Genomic DNA, 16347 nt, shown 5'->3' with positions numbered 1-16347 from the left:
GTGGAGAGGGGAGCCAGATGCCCGCGTACTAGTCGTCCGGCTCCCCTCTCCGCGGGAGAGAGGCCGGGGGTGAGGTGCCCCGGCCGCGCCATCTGCCCGGTTCGTGGAACCACGGCCCTACTTCGCCTTGCGAATGAAAATGTCGCCGTTGAACGTTTTCATCATCACCTCGGGGCCGCCGTTGTTGATTTTGCCGTAGGTCCAGTCGTCGGTGCTCAGGCGGGTGAGGCCGCCCTGGGTGGTGCGCGTCACCTTGGCGGCGCTTTTGTCCACGGCCACGTCGAAGTCGCTGTACACGCTGCCGCGGTCCGATTTCATTTTGAGCGCCGCCCGGGCGTTGGCGGGAAATGTCACGTCCACCTTGCCGTTGAGCGTGGAAAAGGCCATGGGCGCGCCGGCCGTCACGCTTTTGAAGGTGGCGGTGAGGTTGCCGTTCACCGTGTTGGCCACCGCCGAGCCCGACACCTGGTTGAGCTGAATCAGGCCGTTGACGTTCGTGACTTCCAGCTCGCCGCTCACGTTGTCCACAATAATATCCCCGCTGTTCACCGTGCTCAGCTTGAGCGAGAAGTTCTGCGGCACCTTGATAGTCAGGTCGACGGGACGGGCGTAGGATTCGGTCGAGATTTCGACGTGGTTGTTCTTCTCCTCGGCGGTCAGGTTGAGGCTGGTCCCGCCCGATATGCGCTTGAGGCCCGCGGGCGGTGCTTTCTGGTCATCGTCATCGTCGCCAGACCGGCCGCGGCGGGCGGCGCGGGCCGTGGCGTCAATTACCACCGTCTTGCCGGCGTAGCCCGTCACGTGGATGAAGCCGTGAACGAGGCCCACCTCCAGCGAGCCGGGCTTGCCGGGGCTGCTCAGGGCCACGGTGAGCTGTTCCTTGGCTTCTTTGTCCTGGGCCGCGGCGGGCAGGGCGCCAGCCAGCAGCAGCAGGGCCAGGCTGGCCCGCCGCCCGGCGCGCGCGAGGGGTATTCGAAATGCAGTATTCATGGGGATAAGCGGCTATTGCTTGGTGATGGTCACGTCCCCGTTCAGGGTTTCGAAGCGCAGGTCGGGCCCGCCGCTCTTGCCGATGCGCACAGCTGTGTCCTTGGTGAGCTTGTACACGGTGCCGTCGCCCTTGCCCCGCTGGTTTTTGGTGACCTGCACCGGCAGCAGCTCCGTGTTGGGGAAATCGGTGTAGAACTCGCCGTTCATGCTCTTGAAGTGCGCATCGGCGGCCAGGCTGGCGGGGTACTGCACCTTAATCTGCCCGTTGATGGTGTGGTACGACGAGGCGCCGGGCGGGCTGGCCGCGTAGCTGGCCTCCACGTTGCCGTTCACGGTGCGGGCCTGGGTGGCGCCCTTCACGTTTCGGAGCGTGATGGGGCCGTTCACGTTGCCCACGTTCAGCGGGCCGGCCACGTCCTGCACCAGCACGGCGCCGTTGTTTACCGTCGACACCGTCAGGTTGAGGCCGTAGGGCACTTTCACCACAAAGTCGAATTCGTACTCGTACTCCGGGTCGTGGTTGCCCCAGTCGTTGCCCTGGTTCCGGCCGTAGCTGCGGCGCGGCCGCGAGTCGAACGGCGCGGCCATGTACACCACCACGCTGTCGTTGCGCTGCAGGAAGCCCAACTTGGCCTCGGTCTGGCCCAGCGCCAGCTTCTGGGCGTCGTCGGCCGAGATTGTTTTGGTGGCTTCCACCAGCACCTTGCTGCCGGCGTAGCCCTGCACCGTCACCGAGCCGCTCACGTTGTAGAGCGCCAGCGTGCTGCGCCCGGCCTCGGCCGTGAGCGGGAATTCCCGGCTGATTTTTTCGGTGGCTTCCCGGTTCTGCGCGCGCGGGGCGCCGCTACACAGCAAGAGCAGCAGGGCGCTCAGCCCGGGGCCGGATATGCGTTTGGTCATGGCGGAGAGGGGTTGGGGGCGCGGCGGGCCGGCCGGTGGATAAGGTGTTGATGCTCGCTTCGATTTTGCTTTTCACCGATTCGTCCAGGTTGGCTTGCTTCAGCAGCCGGCGCAGCGGGGCCACCGAGCGGCGCTCCTGCAGTTGCACCATCACGTCGGCCAGGGCTGCCTGCACCAGGGGTGACTCCTGCTGGGCCAGCGCGTGCACCAGGCCCAGCCGCACCGTGGGGTCCTGGGCCAGCGGGGCCAGCGCCTCCAGCGTGGCCAGCCGCACGTTCACGTTGGGGTCGTGGTCGAGGGTGCTCAGCAGGGCCTCCACCACGCGGGCGTCGGCGCCGCCGGCCAGCTCCTTGGTGGAGTTCACCGCCCGCAGCCGCTCGGTGGCCGAGGGGTTTTCAATAAGGGCCAGCAGCATCACCTGCCGCATCTCGCCCACTTCCGCCGCCAGGGCGGCAAGCTGCTGGTCGGCCGCCGCGGGCTTGCTGCCGCCGTTGCCGAGCCAGTAGCCGCCCCCCGCGCCCAGGCCCAGCAGGCACAGGCCATAGGCCAGCCGCCGGGCCGGCGGCGGGAGTTGCAGCTCCCGCAACCACTGCCAGAAGCCCTTGGCCGATTCATCCGGCGTTTCTTCCAAAGTGCCTTTGTACGAAGCCAGCATGGCGTAAAACGCGGGGCGCACCTGCGGGCCGGGCTCGGGCACGACGGCTTGCACCTGGCCCAGCGACTGCCACACGCGCTGCACGGCCTGCAGCTCGGCGCGGCAGTTGGCGCAGCCGGCCAGGTGGGCCGTCAGCGCCGCGTGCTCGGTTTCCGAGAGCTGGCGGCTCAGGTAATCGACCAGTTCGGCCTTCGTGCGCTCGCAGTTCATGGCGGGGGGTTCAGTTTTCAATGCGGAGGTAAGTCGTTTTCAACTCGTTCAGGGCGCGGTGCACGCGCACTTTCACGGCGCCTTCGGTGGTGTTCAGCACGCGGGCTATCTCGCCGTATTTCAACTCCTGAAACCGGCTCAGCACCAGCACCTCGCGGCTTTCGGGGCTGAGGCGGGCCAGCGCCTGGTGCAGCTGGGCCACGTCCTGGGCGTGCTCCAGGCCCTCGTCGGCCCGGGGGCCGCCGCCCAGGTGCTCGGCCAGGTCGGCCACGTCGGTGTGCTGGGCGGCGTGGCGGTTTTTCTTCACGTAGTCGGCCAGCACGTTGCGGGCCAGGTGGTACATCCAGGTGCGAAACTCGCCCGCGCCGGTGTAGGTGTGGCGGTACTTGAGCATGCGGTAGAACACGTTCTGCACCAGGTCCTCGCTGGCTTCCACGCGCCCGCCCAGCATGTGGTAGAGGAAGCCGAACAGCGGCCGGTGGTAGCGCTCAAACAACAGCCCCATCCGGTCCACGTCGCCGGACTTCACCTTCAGCATCAGCGCATTGTCCGAGAGCGAATCCAAGCCGAAGGAGTGGGTTTTTAGGGTATCTGCCTGTGGACACCGCTGTAATTCGGGAAGGTTACAGGAACCCGCAAACTTTTTTTCGTGAGCGTTTACTCAGCGTGGCGTGTGCAATCCGTAAGCGGGTGTAGAGACGCATACTTGCGTCTCGTCATTGAACGTGACGGCTGAACGGCGCGGGTTCCGGTCGTTCAACGACGAGACGCAAGTATGCGTCTCTACACGCAGTCAGCAGCATCCGGTAATTGTGAAACCACCCGCAGCAGCGACTGCGCCAGCAGCAGAAACACACCAACGCCGCTTCCACCCCTATTTCCGCTTGCGGAAATACACGTCGTTGCTGATGGACTCCAGCTTCACTAGCGGGCCGCTGCCCTTGAGCGTGCCGCGCAGCTGGTAACCCACGATGGGGTTGTCTTTGCGGTTACTGAAGGCTACGTCCTGGTCGGTGTACACTTCGCCGGTAATGGTTTTGAGCGAAACTTCAGCGCCCGCGGTGGGCGGCCAGGTCACGTCCACAAAGCCGCTGATGGACTTGGCATCGATGGCGCCGCTGAGGCCCGCGATGTCAATGTCGCCGCTGATGGTGCTCACGCGCAGCACCACGTCGGCCGGCACCGTGATTTCGTAGTCGATGACGGCGCACACCTGGTTCATGTTATTACCGTCGCGGTCGCGCGCGCCGCCGTTTTGGCCCTTGGTGATGTGCGTTTCACCGTAGTAGGCGCCGCCGTTGGGGCAGTCGCCGGGCTCAGCGTTGCGCAGCAGCTGCTTGTCAAAATCGGAGCTCAGCTTCAGCTCCTCGCCCGCCTGCTCCATGGTGAGCAGTAGCGCATCATTCAGTTTGTTTTGGTTGATGCTCACCGAGGCTTTCAGCGTCATTTTGCCGCCGGCGCCGCTGCGGATGCGGATGTTGCTGGCCTGCCGCAGGTTGAGGAACACGCGCTGGCCGGCGGCCAGGTTGGCGCTCTTTTCGATGATTTTCTGGGCGTAGGCCGACTGGACGCCGCCCGCGGCAAGCACCAGCAAAAGAAAGGATAGGAAGCGGCGCATGGCAATTAACAGTTAGTGATTGGTGATTAATGGTCAGTGATTAGTGGGTATCGATTAACGGTTAGTGGACATTGGGCATATTCAGTTACGGCTCCAGAACGAGGTTATTCGTGCTATGAAACCGACCACTAATCATTAACCACTAACCGTTAATCACTATTTTACTTGGCCTTGCGGACGAAAATATCCCCGCTCACCGTCTTGAGTGAGAGCGTGTTGCCGCCGCCGTTCACGCTGCCGTCCACTACCTGGCCGCCGATGTGGTTCAGGTTGTCCTGGCCCTTGCCCAAGTTGAGGTCGAAGTCGGTGTAGATTTCGCCGGACACCGAGCGCAGGCGCATGGTGGCCTTGGTGTTGGCGGGCATGCTCACGTCCACGTCGCCGCTCACGGCGGAAATGGAGCTGGGCCCCTGCCGCATGGGCGCGAAGCGCACCTGAATGTCGCCGCTCACGGTGTTGGCCACCACGGGGCCGGCCACGTTGATGAGCTTCATGTCGCCGGATTTCATGTTCACTTCCAGGTCGCCGGCCACGTCGCGCACCGTCAGGTCGCCGCTGTTCCAATTGGTCTGGTTGTAGAGCAAGGCCGAGCCGCGGGGCACCTGGATGACGTAGTTGGCGTCTTTGCGCGAGGCCCGGGCGATGCGCACGGTATTATCCTGTTGCGTCACGGAAAGGCCGATTTTGGTGTTGTCCACGGCCGAGTTGTAGATGGCCCGCAGGCCGTCGGCGCGCTTGGGCGCTTCCTCGAAGCCATCGCCGCGAATCACCAGCTCGTCGCCGCCGATGCCTTCCACCGTCACGTCGCTGCCCTGCATGTCGATGACGATTTTGCGGTCTTTGCCGCCGATTTTGGTTTTGTATTCCTGGGCGTGGCCAACGTGGGCCGCCAGCAGGCCCGCCAGGGCGAGCAGAAAGAGCTTATTCATATAGAGTAAAAGAGTAAGGCAAGCGAAGTCCTGACGCGGCGCCGGAAGCCGGCGCCGCATTGCAGAAAAATGGGTGAGAAAAGCGCAAGAAAATAGCGATGGAGAAGCAACCTTCAGCACGTCCTGCTGCGCTGGTCGAAGCGTCTCTGCCGCGCCATTTGAATCGTTCATTGAAGCGGGAGAAATGCTTCGACTGCGCGGACGCCAGATGAGCAGGACGTTCTTTTTATTGTTCGAATGGGTTCTTAAATCAGTTTCCCAACGCCCGCCTCGGCCTGGGCGCGCACCACGGGCAGGGCATCGGGGCGTTTGGAGAGGCGTTCGAGCTGCGGCACGGCCCGGCGCACGCGCAGCGCCACCAGCATGTCAATCAGGGTAATCTGCACGTTGGGGTCGGTTTGATTGGGCAGGGCCTGGGCCAGGGCCTCCCCCACCCGCGGGTCGGCGCGCAGCCGGTACAGGGCTTCGCAGGCGGCCAGCCGCACGTTGGGGTTGGGGTCGGCGTTGAGCGTGTTGATGAGCACCTGCACGGTGGGGTCGCCGGGCGCGGTTTCCCTGCCCGAATTGGCCACCAGCTCTATCCGGTCGCTGGCCGACACCAGGCGGCCGTTGTCGCCGTTCAGGGCCTGCGCCAGCTCCGTTGGGGCGGACAGGCCAGCGCCCGCCTGGCCGTCGCCGCTCCGCCCGCCCCACGGCAGCTGCCGGCCCAGCAGCACTCCCGCGGCGATGAGCACAATGCTGGCAGCAATGCGCAGCCAGTTGTTCGCCACGGCCGTAGGCCACATCGACACCACTCTAGCAACCGGCGGCGCAGGGGCGGGCACCACCGGTGCGGCGGGCGTCAGCAGGGCTTTTTGCTGCTCCAGCATGGCCATGAAATTGGCGCGCAGAGCGGTACGGGGCGCTTCGGGCAGGGCCGCGTCGAGGTCGTCGCTCAGGGTGCGGAGCTGGGTTAGCTGCAATTGGCAGGCGGGGCAGGCGGGCAGGTGGGCGGCCACGCGCGCGGCCTCGGCGGCGGGCAGGCTGCGCTCGGCGTAGGCCGGCAGCAGGGCTTCCAACTCGTGGCAGGCAAGGGGTTGGGACATTATAGTTGTTAGTTATCAGTTGTTAGTTGTCCGTTGCTGGTTGCTCATTGTTCGTCGTCGGCTTACCCAAAAAATACTGACAACTGACAACCAGCAACGGACAACTAAATTTCAAGTGGCGAAGTAGATTTTGCGCAGGGCCTGCAGGGCACGGTGGGCTTTCACGCGGGCAGCGTCGGCGGTGCAGCCCAGGAACTGACCGATTTCCTCGTAACCAAAGCCCTGGAAGCGGTGCAGCACCAGGATTTCGCGCTGCGGGGTGGGCAGCAGGGCCAGGGCTTCGTGCAGGTCGTCGGCCTGGCCGCTGACGCGCATCTGGGTGAAAGCGGCGCCGCGCAGGCCGCCGGTGCGCTCCACTTCGTCCACGTCGGCGGCGCGCAGCTTTTCGCGGCGGTGCCAGTGGTCGGCGTGCACGTTGCGGGCCATCTGGTACACCCAGGCCTTGAAGGGCTGGGCGGGCTGGTAGCTGCCGCGGTATTTGAGGAGGCGCTCGAACACGGTCTGGGTGAGGTCTTCGCTGGTTTCGCGGTCGTTGGTGAGGCGGTAGAGGTAGTTGAACAAGGGCCCGTGGTAGCGCTCGAAGAGCGGCACGAGCTGGTCGAGGTCATCGGCCCGTACCGCGGCCATCAGGGCTTCGTCGCTCGTGGGTGCCACAGAGTAGGGTTAGGGTTGGAATGAAAGGGGTACCGGGGTCAGCGTCATTCGTTACAGCGGCCCCGAAAAAATTTCCAGCGGCGGGAAGATAAAGCCGCTGGAATTAGGTAACAGGTTTGTAATATTGAGGTAATGGGTTGCCGATAGATTTGATTCGCTGGTCAATCAAGCCTTGTTTCGTGCGCTTCACTCCCCGCTCGCGCCATTTGTTCCTCGCTTCGCCGCCCGTGCCTCGGGGGGCCGGTCCGGCCACCCCGCCCCGGCCACTGGCGCCCACCGCTGCCGCAACCCGCGGCCTCTTGCCCGTCTCGCTTTGCGCAACGCCCCACTGGCCCCCGGCCGGTGGGGCGTTGTCGTTGGCGGCGGCGGAGTCCCTCACCTGCCTGCTTGGGTGCCAGCCAAACCCAGCCCCATAATAAGCAACTCCTCAACCAAAACCCGCGCGCATGGCATTGTTAGGACTTTTTACCGGAGGTAAGTCGGGCCGGAACGGCCGCCGCTCCCAGCACCACCAAGTGTTTCGGCAGCGCCTCCGATACACCCGCCTCGCCGGCCGGCGGGGCGCCCTGCAGCAGCGGTTCCAGCGGAGCCGGGTGGCGCATCAGCACGCCGCCGAATAGCTGCCCTGGCGGCTGATGCAGCGCACAGCAGGTGGCGGGCGCCGATTCGGTAACCCGTGGGTAACCGTGTCGTAACAAGCTTCGGGTAGTTTTGACGCATCCAACCCTCTAATTATACCCCGGCATTGAGATGCGGCAAACCTTACTTCTGAAAGCAAAACTTGGCCTGGCGGCCCTGGCACTGGGCGCGGCCCCGGCCGCGGCGCAGAGCGTGCGCTTCACCGCCGCTACGTTCGTCGTGAACGAGAACGCGGGCACGGCCAGCGTCACGCTGGGCATCGCCAGCCCCGGCGCGGCGGCCAGCACCGTGGAAGTAGCCCTGGGCACAACCCTGGGCACCGCCACGGCGGGCACCGACTTCACCTACGCCGCCACCCAGACCGTGACCTTCCCGGCCGGCGCCACGGGCAACCAGACCCTGACCATTGCGCTGACTGATGACGCGCTGGCCGAAGCCTCCGAATACTTTACCCTGCGCCTCCAGAACCCCGCCAACGCCACCCTCACGGCCGGCTCGACGGAGGCGCTGGTGTTCATCAAGGACAACGACCTAGCGGCTCCGGTGCGCGCTGGCAACCTGCGCCTGGACCTGCTGGGCAGCTACCAGAACGGCACGGCCGGCGAAAACTCGGCCGAAATTGTGGCCCATGACCCGACTACCCAGCGCCTGTACGTGGCCAACTCGGCCGCTGGCAGCCCGACGCTACCCAACAAGCTCGACATCCTAAATTTTTCCGCGCCCGGCGTGATTACGCCGGTGGCGTCCATCAGCATGGTGCCCTACGGGGGCATCAATTCGGTGGCGGTGCGCAACGGCTTGGTGGCCTGCGCCGTGGAGAGCCGGCCCCTGCTTCAGGACCCCGGCAAAATCGTGTTTTTTGACCAGAACGGGGTGTTTATTAAGCAGGTGACGGCCGGCGCGCTGCCCGACATGATAACCTTTTCGCCCGATGGCCGCTACCTCATCACCGCCAACGAAGGCGAGCCCAACGCCACCGTCACCAACGACCCGCTGGGCTCGGTGACGGTGGTGGACCTGGGCGGGGGCATTGCCAACGTGACGCAGGCCAACGTGACAACGGTGGATTTCAGCGCCTACAATACCCAAGCGGCCGCCCTGCGCGCGGCCGGCATCCGCATCTACGGCGGCGCGGTGGGGGGCACGCCCAGCACCGTGGCCCAGGACCTGGAGCCGGAATACGTGGCCGTATCGGCTGATTCGCGCATTGCCTACGTGGGGCTGCAGGAGAACAACGCCCTGGCCACCCTGGACCTGGCCACGCTGCAGTTCACGGCCCTGCGGCCCATCGGCTACCAAAACCACAGCCAGCCCGGCTTCAGCTTCGACGCCTCGGACCAGGCCCCCGACGTGCTGCTGGCCAACTGGCCCGTGTTTGGTATGCGCCAGCCCGACGCCATTGCCGCCTTCGACCTGCCCGCCAGCCTGGGCGGGGGCCGCTACCTCCTCACGGCCAACGAGGGCGACGCCCGCGAATACGAAGGCACCGGCGCCTACAGCGAAGTCACGCGCCTCGGCGCCGCCGGCTACGTGCTCGACCCGGGAGCCTTCCCGCAGGCCGCGCTGCTGAAAAACAACAGCGCCCTGGGCCGCCTGAACGTGACCAATAAGCTGGGCGACACCGACGGCGACGGCGACTTCGACCAGATTTACGCTTTTGGGGGCCGCTCCTTTAGCATCCTCAACGCCAACACCGGTGCCCTGGTCCACGACAGCGGCGACCTGCTGGAGCGCCTGACCAGCACCGACCCCACGTTTGGCGCCATCTTCAACGCCAGCAACACTACCGGCACCCCCGCTCGGAAGAACCGCTCCGACGATAAGGGACCCGAGCCCGAGGGCGTCACCACCGGCGTAATCCGCGACACCACCTACGCTTTCGTGAGCCTGGAGCGCCAGGGCGGCGTGCTGATTCTGAACGTGAACGACCCGACCAACCCGCGCCTGGTGCAGTACCTCAACAACCGCAGCCTGACCACCGGCACCGGCGACCAGGGCCCCGAGGGCCTCGTGTTCGTGTCGGCCGCCAACAGCCCCACCGGCTCGCCCCTGCTCATTCTCGCCAACGAAGTGAGCAGCACCGTGGCCGTGTACCAGATTGGCCTGCGCGGCGTGGTGACCAGCACCCGCGGCGGCGCGGCCGGCCCGGCGGCCCTCTACTGCTACCCCAATCCGGCCGCGCCCGACGCGGCCGTGCGCCTGAGTCGGCCCGTGGCCGGCGCCCTGCTCGACGGCCTGGGCCGCACCGTGCGCCAGTTGCCCGCCGCTACCGACCGCCTCGACGTGCGCGGCCTGCCCGCCGGCCTCTACCTGCTGCACGCCACCGACGGGGCCACCAGCCGCCTGATGGTCCGGTAGCTCCGGCAAGAACTACTCGCTCAGTGGCTTCCCGCCAGCGCTGCGCCGAAGGAGAGTTTTTGGGTCATCATCGGAGGCAGGGGCTTTTCGGTTGGAACAGAACCTTCATGAGTCCCCAAAAGGCGTTTTGAGGCCAAAAAATGAGTAGAAGAAGCACATATATTTCTAGCAGTATTGAAGTTGTAAACGGTTGTGCTTACAAACTTCGCCGAGCCGTTTGCTTGATTCTTTTGTAACCATAACAAGGCCGGCACCCGTAAAGACGGTGCAGCAGCCAGATGCTGCCCACAATTCCGACTCTTTTTCTTTTTCACATTCCTCAGTTTGCAAGCCATGAAAACCACCAAAATAGTCATTGCCGCTTTGTTGACCTTGGGCCTGAGCAGCGCCGCTTTTGCCCAAACCACCTCCGGCACGACCACCACCGGCACGACGACGACCGGTACCACCACGGGCACGGGCACGACGACCACCGGCACCACCAGCGGCACGATGGGCACGACGTCGGGCACCAGCACCAGCGGCTCGATGGGCACCACTTCGGGCATGAGCACCAGCGGCACTACTTCGGGAGCCAGCACGAGCGGCACGATGGGTACGACGTCGGGCACCAGCACGAGCGGCTCGATGGGGACCACCTCGGGCATGAGCACGAGCGGCACCATGGGCACGACCTCGGGCACCAGCACGAGCGGCTCGATGGGGACCACCTCGGGCTCTACTTCGGGCAGTTCCACCTCGGGCCAGACGACGAAGTCCAAAGACAAAATGTCGAAGGGCAAGGGCAAAGGCAAGGAAAAAGCCAAAGCCAACTCGAACTACTAGCCCCGCGCCGCGAGCCACTCAACACCGGCTGTTTCTTCCGAAGCGGCCGGTGTTTGTGTTTCCTCTCCCAACCCCGCCATGAAAACGTTCATTCTGCTGGCCAGCCTGCTGCTGGCTGCTACGGCGCAAGCCCAGACCGTCCCCTTCGACCCCACGGCGCCAGTGCGCGGGGGCAGCCAGGGGCAAACCACCGTTCCGCCCGTGAACCCGGCCCTGAACCAAAGCACCATCCAAGGCCCGACGGAGGTGCAGCGCACGCCCACCAACTGCGACGCGCAGCCCAGCCGCCCGCTGCCCGACAACGGCTTGCCGCCCGTGGGCGGCACCCCCGAGCTGTCGCCCGCGGCCGTGCCCGACCTTCGCGAGCAGCCCATCATTAAAGACGGCCGCCGCCGCCAATCCAGCGACGTGGTGCCCAGCCGCTCGCGCCGTAGCAGCAGCAGCAACGTGCCGCAGAATTAAGCCCGGCTTTGTAAAAGCAAAAAGGCTCCGCCCAGTTACTGGGCGGAGCCTTTTTGGCATTGCATGTAAGTGGTAACCGAGGCTATTTCTTACTTTTCTGGGCATGGGCCAGCAAGCTATCGGCGTGGCGGCGCAGCAAATCGGCCAGTTCGACGAGGGGCTTTTTGAGGTCGGCCGGGGCCTGGGCGCTGGCCTGGCTGGTCTGGTCACCGAGGATGGCCAGGGAGTTGCCGATGGCCGTGGCGCTCAGAGCGCCGCTGGTGAGCAGCGACTGCAGGTTGCCAATTTCGCGGGCAATGTCCTGCAGGCCGGGCTGGCCGCTTTGCAGAAACTGCTGCTGCCAGGTTTCGGTGTTGTCCATGGCCGAGCCCAGGGGCAGGCTGGTGAGGCCGTTTTTAAGGGCGCTGACGGTGGCGAGAAGATGGTCGGAAGGCATTTGGCTGATTAGTTAAATTTTGGGAGGTGCTGATGTGCTGAGGAAGTGTGGAACCGGCCCCTATAGCTCTTCACTTCTAACGGTTGACTCTTTTTTTGCGCGCTTGGCTTTGGGCGGCGCGTTGGGGTCGGGCGGCAGGGCCAGGGGCGGGCTGGGAAGGTTGGGCGCGGGGGCGCTCAGGCCCAGTTCGCGCAGAATGGCCACGGCGCGCAGGGCGCTGGCTTCCTTATTTTTAATTTCGAGCATCAGGTCCATGTCCAGGCCTTGCAGCTGGGCCAGGAAGTTGCGAAAAGAGTCGTCCACCAGGTCGTCGGTGTGCTTGCCTTTGCGCTCGCCCAGCGCCTGCGAGCTGTAGTCCATCATGGGCACGCCGTCGGCGGTGGGATGCCAGGTGGCGGCGGCCAGGCGCAGGGCCTCGGTCATCGGCTCGCCGTGGTTGAGGCACTCGTGGTGAAAATTGTCGAAGAGAATGGGCACGCCGGCGAGCTCGTGCAGGTGCAGGCAGTCGCGCAGCGAAAACAGCCGGTCGTCGTTCTCCACCACCACGCGGGCTTTCACGGCGGCGGGCAGTGCGGCGTGCACCTGCGCGAACCGGCCGATGGCCAGCTCCCGGTCGCCGTACAGCCCGCCCACGTGAATTTGCAGCTTGGCCGTGCCGTCCAGGCCCATCAGGTCCAGCATCGAGCCCTGGTAAATCAGCTCTTCGATGCTGCGCCGCACGATGTCCGAGCTGGGCGAGTTCAGCACGACAAACTGGTCGGGGTGAAAGCTCACCCGCAGGTCATTGGCCTTGATGTAGTCGCCGATTGCGCGGAACTCCGCCGCGAAGTGCGGCCGCCAGGGGAAAGCATTGATTTCGTGCGAGCCAAAGGGCACGATGCCCGAGCCCATGCGAAAAAAGAGCAGGCCCTGAGCCACGTTCCATTCCAGCATCCGGCGCAGGCAGGCCAGGTTGGCTGACACGGCGGCAAGCAGGCGCTCTTCGGAATATGATGCCAGCCGGAAGGTGTTGGCGGCGCTGCAATCCATCGCCTCGTTCACGCAAGGATACCCAATTCTCATACCCTGGGCTTACGGCGAAGGGCAAGCATCAGTTATCAATGAGCAGTGAGCAGTGAGCAGTGAGCAAAAGGAACGTCATGTCGAGCTTGCCGAGACATCTCGCGCGCCTCGTTGCAACGACTGGGTTAGCTACGCGCAAGATTCAGGCAAGCAGCTCCCAGATGAGACAGAACGTTCTTCTGCTCACTGCTCACTGATAACTGGTTCTCACGGCTCGTAGCCGCGGTTGTCCCGAAACGACTTGTTGTACTCGGCGCGGGCCTTGCGGGCTTTTTCCGCTTTCTGCTCGGCTTCGATTTCCTCCATCTTGCGGCGCTGCTTGCCTTCGCGCGAAAGCTGGTCGTAGAGCAGGCTCACCGGGCTGGCGATGGTGGGCACCGGCTTTTTGGGTGCGGTGGAGTCCACGGCGAAGAGGGGCTTGGGCTTGGGCGGGCGCTTGGCCCCGCTCACCACCGGGGGCTTGGGCCGCTTGATGTTGCGCAGCGCCCGGTTGATGATGGCGCGGTCGGGCCGGTCGCCGGTTACCTGCACTTCGCCCAGGCGCACGCTGTCGCGCACCAGTTGAATGCGCACCACCAGCTGCGAGAGGCCGGTGCCCCCCAGCGGCAGCCGCTGCACCTTGTAGCCCAGGGCCCGAAACAGGACGGTGTCGGTGGGCAGCGCGTCCACGGCAAAGCTGCCGGTGGCGTCGGTCACCATGCCGCGGCGGGTGCGCTGCACCCGCACCGTGGCGCCGGGCACGGGCTGGCGGGTGTCGGCGGCCGTCACGCTGCCGCTCACGCGCACCTGCTGCGCTTGCGCGTGGGCGCCGCCGGCCAAGCCAAGCCACAGTCCCACCACGGCCAGCAGCCCGCGCGGCCGGGCGCCGCCGGCCCGCATCACCCTATTCAAAACGCATACATTCATTCACGCACCTAAACACAAATCAGCGACCAAATAACGCACCCGGGAGACAAAAAAAGCCCGCACCGTTGCAGGTGCGGGCCCGTAGCCGGCGGCTAAAAACCGCGGGCCGCCATTCGATTTTGGTTTTGCCGCCATTCTCAGGCTTGGCGTTGTGCCCTCGTCGCCGTCCATCGTCGGCTTGTTGCCCTCGGCCCCTGCCCCTTCGAGGCAGAACCGCGGCCAATTACGCCCGGCGCAGCTCAAACACCGTGATTTCGGGCAGGAAGCCCACCCGGCCCGGGTAGCCCAAAAAGCCCAGCCCGACGTTGACGTACAGCTTCTGGCGGCCTTGCTCGTAGAGGCCCGCCCACTGCTTGTACACGTATTTCACCGGGCTCCACTTCAGAAAGGGCAGGTTGACGCCGAACTGCATGCCGTGGGTGTGGCCGCTGAGCGTGAGGTCGATGTCGGGGTACTTGAGCACCTGCGCTTCCCAGTGCGAGGGGTCGTGCGAGAGCAGGATTTTGAAGGGCGCGTCGCCGCTGGCGGCGTGGGCCTTGGCCAGATTTCCGTAGGAATGAAAGTTGGCGTGGGCGCTGCAATTCTGCACGCCGAGGATGGCAATTTTATCCTCGCCGCGCGTGATGGTGTGGCTGGTGTCGTTCATCAGCGTCCAGCCAATTTTGGCGTGGTTCTGCATCAGCCGCTCCAGGTTCTGGGTCCACAGCGTGCGGTTCTCCCGAAATTCCGCCACGTAGTCGCCGTAGTCGTGGTTGCCGAGGCTGGAGAAGATGGGCAGTTCGGATTTGATTTGCTGCAGCGCCGGAATGTGCGGCTCCACCTCGGTGGCGCGGTTGTTCACCAGGTCGCCGGTCATCAGCACGAGGTCGGCGCCCTGGCGGTTGATTAGGGCCACCGCCCGCTGCAACGGCTCGGTGGAGTTGAAGCTGCCGGTGTGCAGGTCCGAAATCTGCAGCAGCTTGAAGCCGTCGAAGGCCGGCGGCAGGTTGGGGTACCGCAGCGTGACGCGGCGCACCCGGTAGTCGGTGCCGCCCTTGAGCATGCCCCAGAGCAGCCCGAAAAACGGGACGGCGCCCAGGCCCAGGGCCACCTTGGCCAGAAACTCGCTGCGCGGAATGGCGTCGCCTTCCACGCCGGCCGGCCGCGTGGCCGAACTCACGGCCCAGCGCCCCAGCCGCGTGAAGTCCTCCAGCAGCAGCGGCAGCAGGACGAGGAGCTTGCCGGCCAGCAGCAGCAGCGGCAGGCTCATGAGGTAGCTTTTGAGCACCGTGTTGCCCGTTTGGCGGGTCGAGCCGGCCCAGAACGCCAGCCCCCACACGCCCAGCGACACCAGCCAGTAGCCCACGGCCACGCCCCGGCGCGCACCCGGCGAGAGGTGCTGCGCCAGCGTGCGCGTGGCCTGGTACCCGTAATATTCCGCCAGAACAATGAGGGCCAACGCGGCCCACAGCACCACAGGATTTCGCATAATCAAGAATAAATCAGCTTGCCGGGCGCCGCCGCTCAACTCCGCGGCGGGCTCGGGGTTTAAACGGGCCCGGCAGGCTTTTGCTTTACATTTAAGGTAATTTTTGCCCTCTGCCAACGCCGTGCCGCATGGAAACCCCTGACAGCCTGACCGAACGCAACCCACCGGCCCGGCCCTACGTGCCGCCCGGCGCCCTGGGCATCAAGAGCTGGGCCGAGGAAGACCGGCCGCGCGAGAAGCTGCAGGCCAAGGGCCGCGCGGCGCTGTCGGACGCGGAGTTGATTGCCATCCTGCTCGGCTCGGGCACCGTGAAGCTCTCGGCCGTGGACGTGGCCAAGCTCCTGCTGCAAGGCGTGGGCAACGACCTGAATACGTTGGCTAGGGAGAGCGTGAAGCAGCTCTGCCGCCACCCCGGCATCGGCGAGGCCAAGGCCATTGCCGTGGTGGCCGCCCTGGAGCTGGGCCGCCGCCGCAAGGAGGCCGACGCCGCCCCGCGCACCACCATCACCAGCTCGCGCGACATCTACCACCTGATTCGGCCCCACCTCATGGATTTGCCGCACGAGGAATTCTGGGTGATACTGTTGAACCGCGCCAACGTGGTGATGCGCAAAACGGCCATCAGCCGCGGCGGCGTGGCCGGCACCGTGGCCGACCCCAAGCTGATTTTCAAGGAAGCCCTGGAACAGCTGGCCAGCAGCATCATCCTGGTGCACAACCACCCCAGCGGCAACCGCACCCCCAGCGCCGCCGACATCCAGCTCACCAAGAAGCTCAAAGAAGCCGGCAACTTCCTGGATTTGCCCATCCTCGACCACCTCATTTACTCCGACCAAGGCTACTACAGCTTCGCGGACGAGGGGATGCTGTAATTTGGTAGCAGGCTGTAATTCTAGTCTCGATAATCAAGTAAGCGGACGTGGACGAACTCTACGTCCAACGGTATGTGAAACTCATCTCCTGGACGAGTTTCGTAAACTTTGATTGGTAGACGAGTTTCTTAAACTAGGCACACGACATGAACAGCCGCTCCGAGCGCTCGCCGAAGTTGCAGGGCGTTTGGTTTAGCGGTTCACTAAAAGGAGTGTTTATTTGGCCTTTGGCTGGCCGACAGCGCATCAAAAAATACCCGAAACCAGGTATCTTGCAA

The 16347-nt window shown here is 64.7% G+C and carries 18 protein-coding genes; 5 read left to right on the top strand and 13 right to left on the bottom strand.

Going from position 1 to position 16347, the window contains the following annotated elements; all coding sequences use genetic code 11:
* Positions 1-117 precede the first annotated feature (117 nt).
* The 8 genes from RMO51_RS16850 to RMO51_RS16815 form a co-directional block, all read right to left on the bottom strand.
* Entirely contained in the window at positions 118-990 is an 873-nt protein-coding gene (locus RMO51_RS16850) for a DUF4097 family beta strand repeat-containing protein (protein WP_310396579.1), read from the bottom strand.
* 12 nt (positions 991-1002) lie between these two features.
* Positions 1003-1890, bottom strand: a complete 888-nt coding sequence (locus RMO51_RS16845; RefSeq protein ID WP_310396577.1) for a hypothetical protein — start codon at positions 1888-1890, stop codon at positions 1003-1005.
* Complete coding sequence (locus RMO51_RS16840) at positions 1835-2776, bottom strand: HEAT repeat domain-containing protein (RefSeq protein WP_310396575.1); 942 nt, start codon at positions 2774-2776, stop codon at positions 1835-1837. Before RMO51_RS16840 ends, RMO51_RS16845 begins: the two co-directional genes overlap by 56 nt.
* Positions 2766-3293 (bottom strand): RNA polymerase sigma factor, encoded by a 528-nt coding sequence (locus tag RMO51_RS16835; RefSeq protein WP_310396581.1) that lies wholly within the window; start codon positions 3291-3293, stop codon positions 2766-2768. Before RMO51_RS16835 ends, RMO51_RS16840 begins: the two co-directional genes overlap by 11 nt.
* 336 nt (positions 3294-3629) lie before the next feature.
* Positions 3630-4373, bottom strand: coding sequence for a hypothetical protein (locus RMO51_RS16830; protein WP_310396573.1), 744 nt, complete (start codon positions 4371-4373; stop codon positions 3630-3632).
* A gap of 161 nt (positions 4374-4534) precedes the next feature.
* Entirely contained in the window at positions 4535-5302 is a 768-nt protein-coding gene (locus RMO51_RS16825; protein WP_310396571.1) for a DUF4097 family beta strand repeat-containing protein, read from the bottom strand.
* A gap of 245 nt (positions 5303-5547) precedes the next feature.
* The gene (locus RMO51_RS16820; protein WP_310396569.1) at positions 5548-6387 is read right to left on the bottom strand and encodes a HEAT repeat domain-containing protein; all 840 of its coding nucleotides are present in this window, start codon (positions 6385-6387) and stop codon (positions 5548-5550) included.
* Positions 6388-6498: 111 nt separating this feature from the next.
* Entirely contained in the window at positions 6499-7041 is a 543-nt protein-coding gene (locus RMO51_RS16815; RefSeq protein ID WP_310396567.1) for an RNA polymerase sigma factor, read from the bottom strand.
* A gap of 446 nt (positions 7042-7487) precedes the next feature.
* Here RMO51_RS16815 and RMO51_RS16810 point away from each other — a divergent pair, with 446 nt between their 5' ends.
* Positions 7488-7661 carry a hypothetical protein gene (locus tag RMO51_RS16810; protein WP_310396565.1) on the top strand — a complete coding sequence of 58 codons (174 nt, stop codon included), beginning with the start codon at positions 7488-7490 and terminating at the stop codon, positions 7659-7661.
* Positions 7662-7791: 130 nt separating this feature from the next.
* Positions 7792-10038, top strand: a complete 2247-nt coding sequence (locus RMO51_RS16805) for a choice-of-anchor I family protein (RefSeq protein ID WP_310396563.1) — start codon at positions 7792-7794, stop codon at positions 10036-10038.
* Between the two features lie 20 nt (positions 10039-10058).
* On the opposite strand, the gene RMO51_RS16800 is transcribed toward RMO51_RS16805, so the two are convergent.
* Positions 10059-10352 carry a hypothetical protein gene (locus tag RMO51_RS16800; protein ID WP_310396561.1) on the bottom strand — a complete coding sequence of 98 codons (294 nt, stop codon included), beginning with the start codon at positions 10350-10352 and terminating at the stop codon, positions 10059-10061.
* A gap of 19 nt (positions 10353-10371) precedes the next feature.
* Here RMO51_RS16800 and RMO51_RS16795 point away from each other — a divergent pair, with 19 nt between their 5' ends.
* Together RMO51_RS16795 and RMO51_RS16790 are read left to right on the top strand one after the other, a co-directional pair.
* Positions 10372-10863 carry a hypothetical protein gene (locus tag RMO51_RS16795; RefSeq protein WP_310396559.1) on the top strand — a complete coding sequence of 164 codons (492 nt, stop codon included), beginning with the start codon at positions 10372-10374 and terminating at the stop codon, positions 10861-10863.
* Positions 10864-10941: 78 nt separating this feature from the next.
* Complete coding sequence (locus tag RMO51_RS16790; protein ID WP_310396557.1) at positions 10942-11325, top strand: hypothetical protein; 384 nt, start codon at positions 10942-10944, stop codon at positions 11323-11325.
* 82 nt (positions 11326-11407) lie between these two features.
* On the opposite strand, the gene RMO51_RS16785 is transcribed toward RMO51_RS16790, so the two are convergent.
* The 4 genes from RMO51_RS16785 to RMO51_RS16770 form a co-directional block, all read right to left on the bottom strand.
* Positions 11408-11761 (bottom strand): hypothetical protein, encoded by a 354-nt coding sequence (locus RMO51_RS16785; protein WP_310396555.1) that lies wholly within the window; start codon positions 11759-11761, stop codon positions 11408-11410.
* Between the two features lie 60 nt (positions 11762-11821).
* Positions 11822-12823 (bottom strand): UV DNA damage repair endonuclease UvsE, encoded by a 1002-nt coding sequence (uvsE, locus tag RMO51_RS16780; RefSeq protein ID WP_310396553.1) that lies wholly within the window; start codon positions 12821-12823, stop codon positions 11822-11824.
* A 207-nt stretch (positions 12824-13030) separates the two neighbouring features.
* Complete coding sequence (locus RMO51_RS16775) at positions 13031-13729, bottom strand: carboxypeptidase-like regulatory domain-containing protein (RefSeq protein ID WP_310396551.1); 699 nt, start codon at positions 13727-13729, stop codon at positions 13031-13033.
* A gap of 223 nt (positions 13730-13952) precedes the next feature.
* Complete coding sequence (locus RMO51_RS16770; RefSeq protein WP_310396549.1) at positions 13953-15197, bottom strand: metallophosphoesterase; 1245 nt, start codon at positions 15195-15197, stop codon at positions 13953-13955.
* A 128-nt stretch (positions 15198-15325) separates the two neighbouring features.
* Between RMO51_RS16770 and radC the strand changes: the two genes are divergently transcribed.
* Entirely contained in the window at positions 15326-16069 is a 744-nt protein-coding gene (gene radC, locus RMO51_RS16765; RefSeq protein WP_310396547.1) for a RadC family protein, read from the top strand.
* Positions 16070-16347 lie beyond the last annotated feature (278 nt).

Origin of the sequence: Hymenobacter sp., from assembly GCF_031398885.1 — a bacterium.
Lineage (GTDB): Bacteria > Bacteroidota > Bacteroidia > Cytophagales > Hymenobacteraceae > Hymenobacter.
The sequence above is the reverse complement of the archived record's forward strand: the minus strand, read 5'-3'. Positions and strand labels throughout refer to the sequence as shown.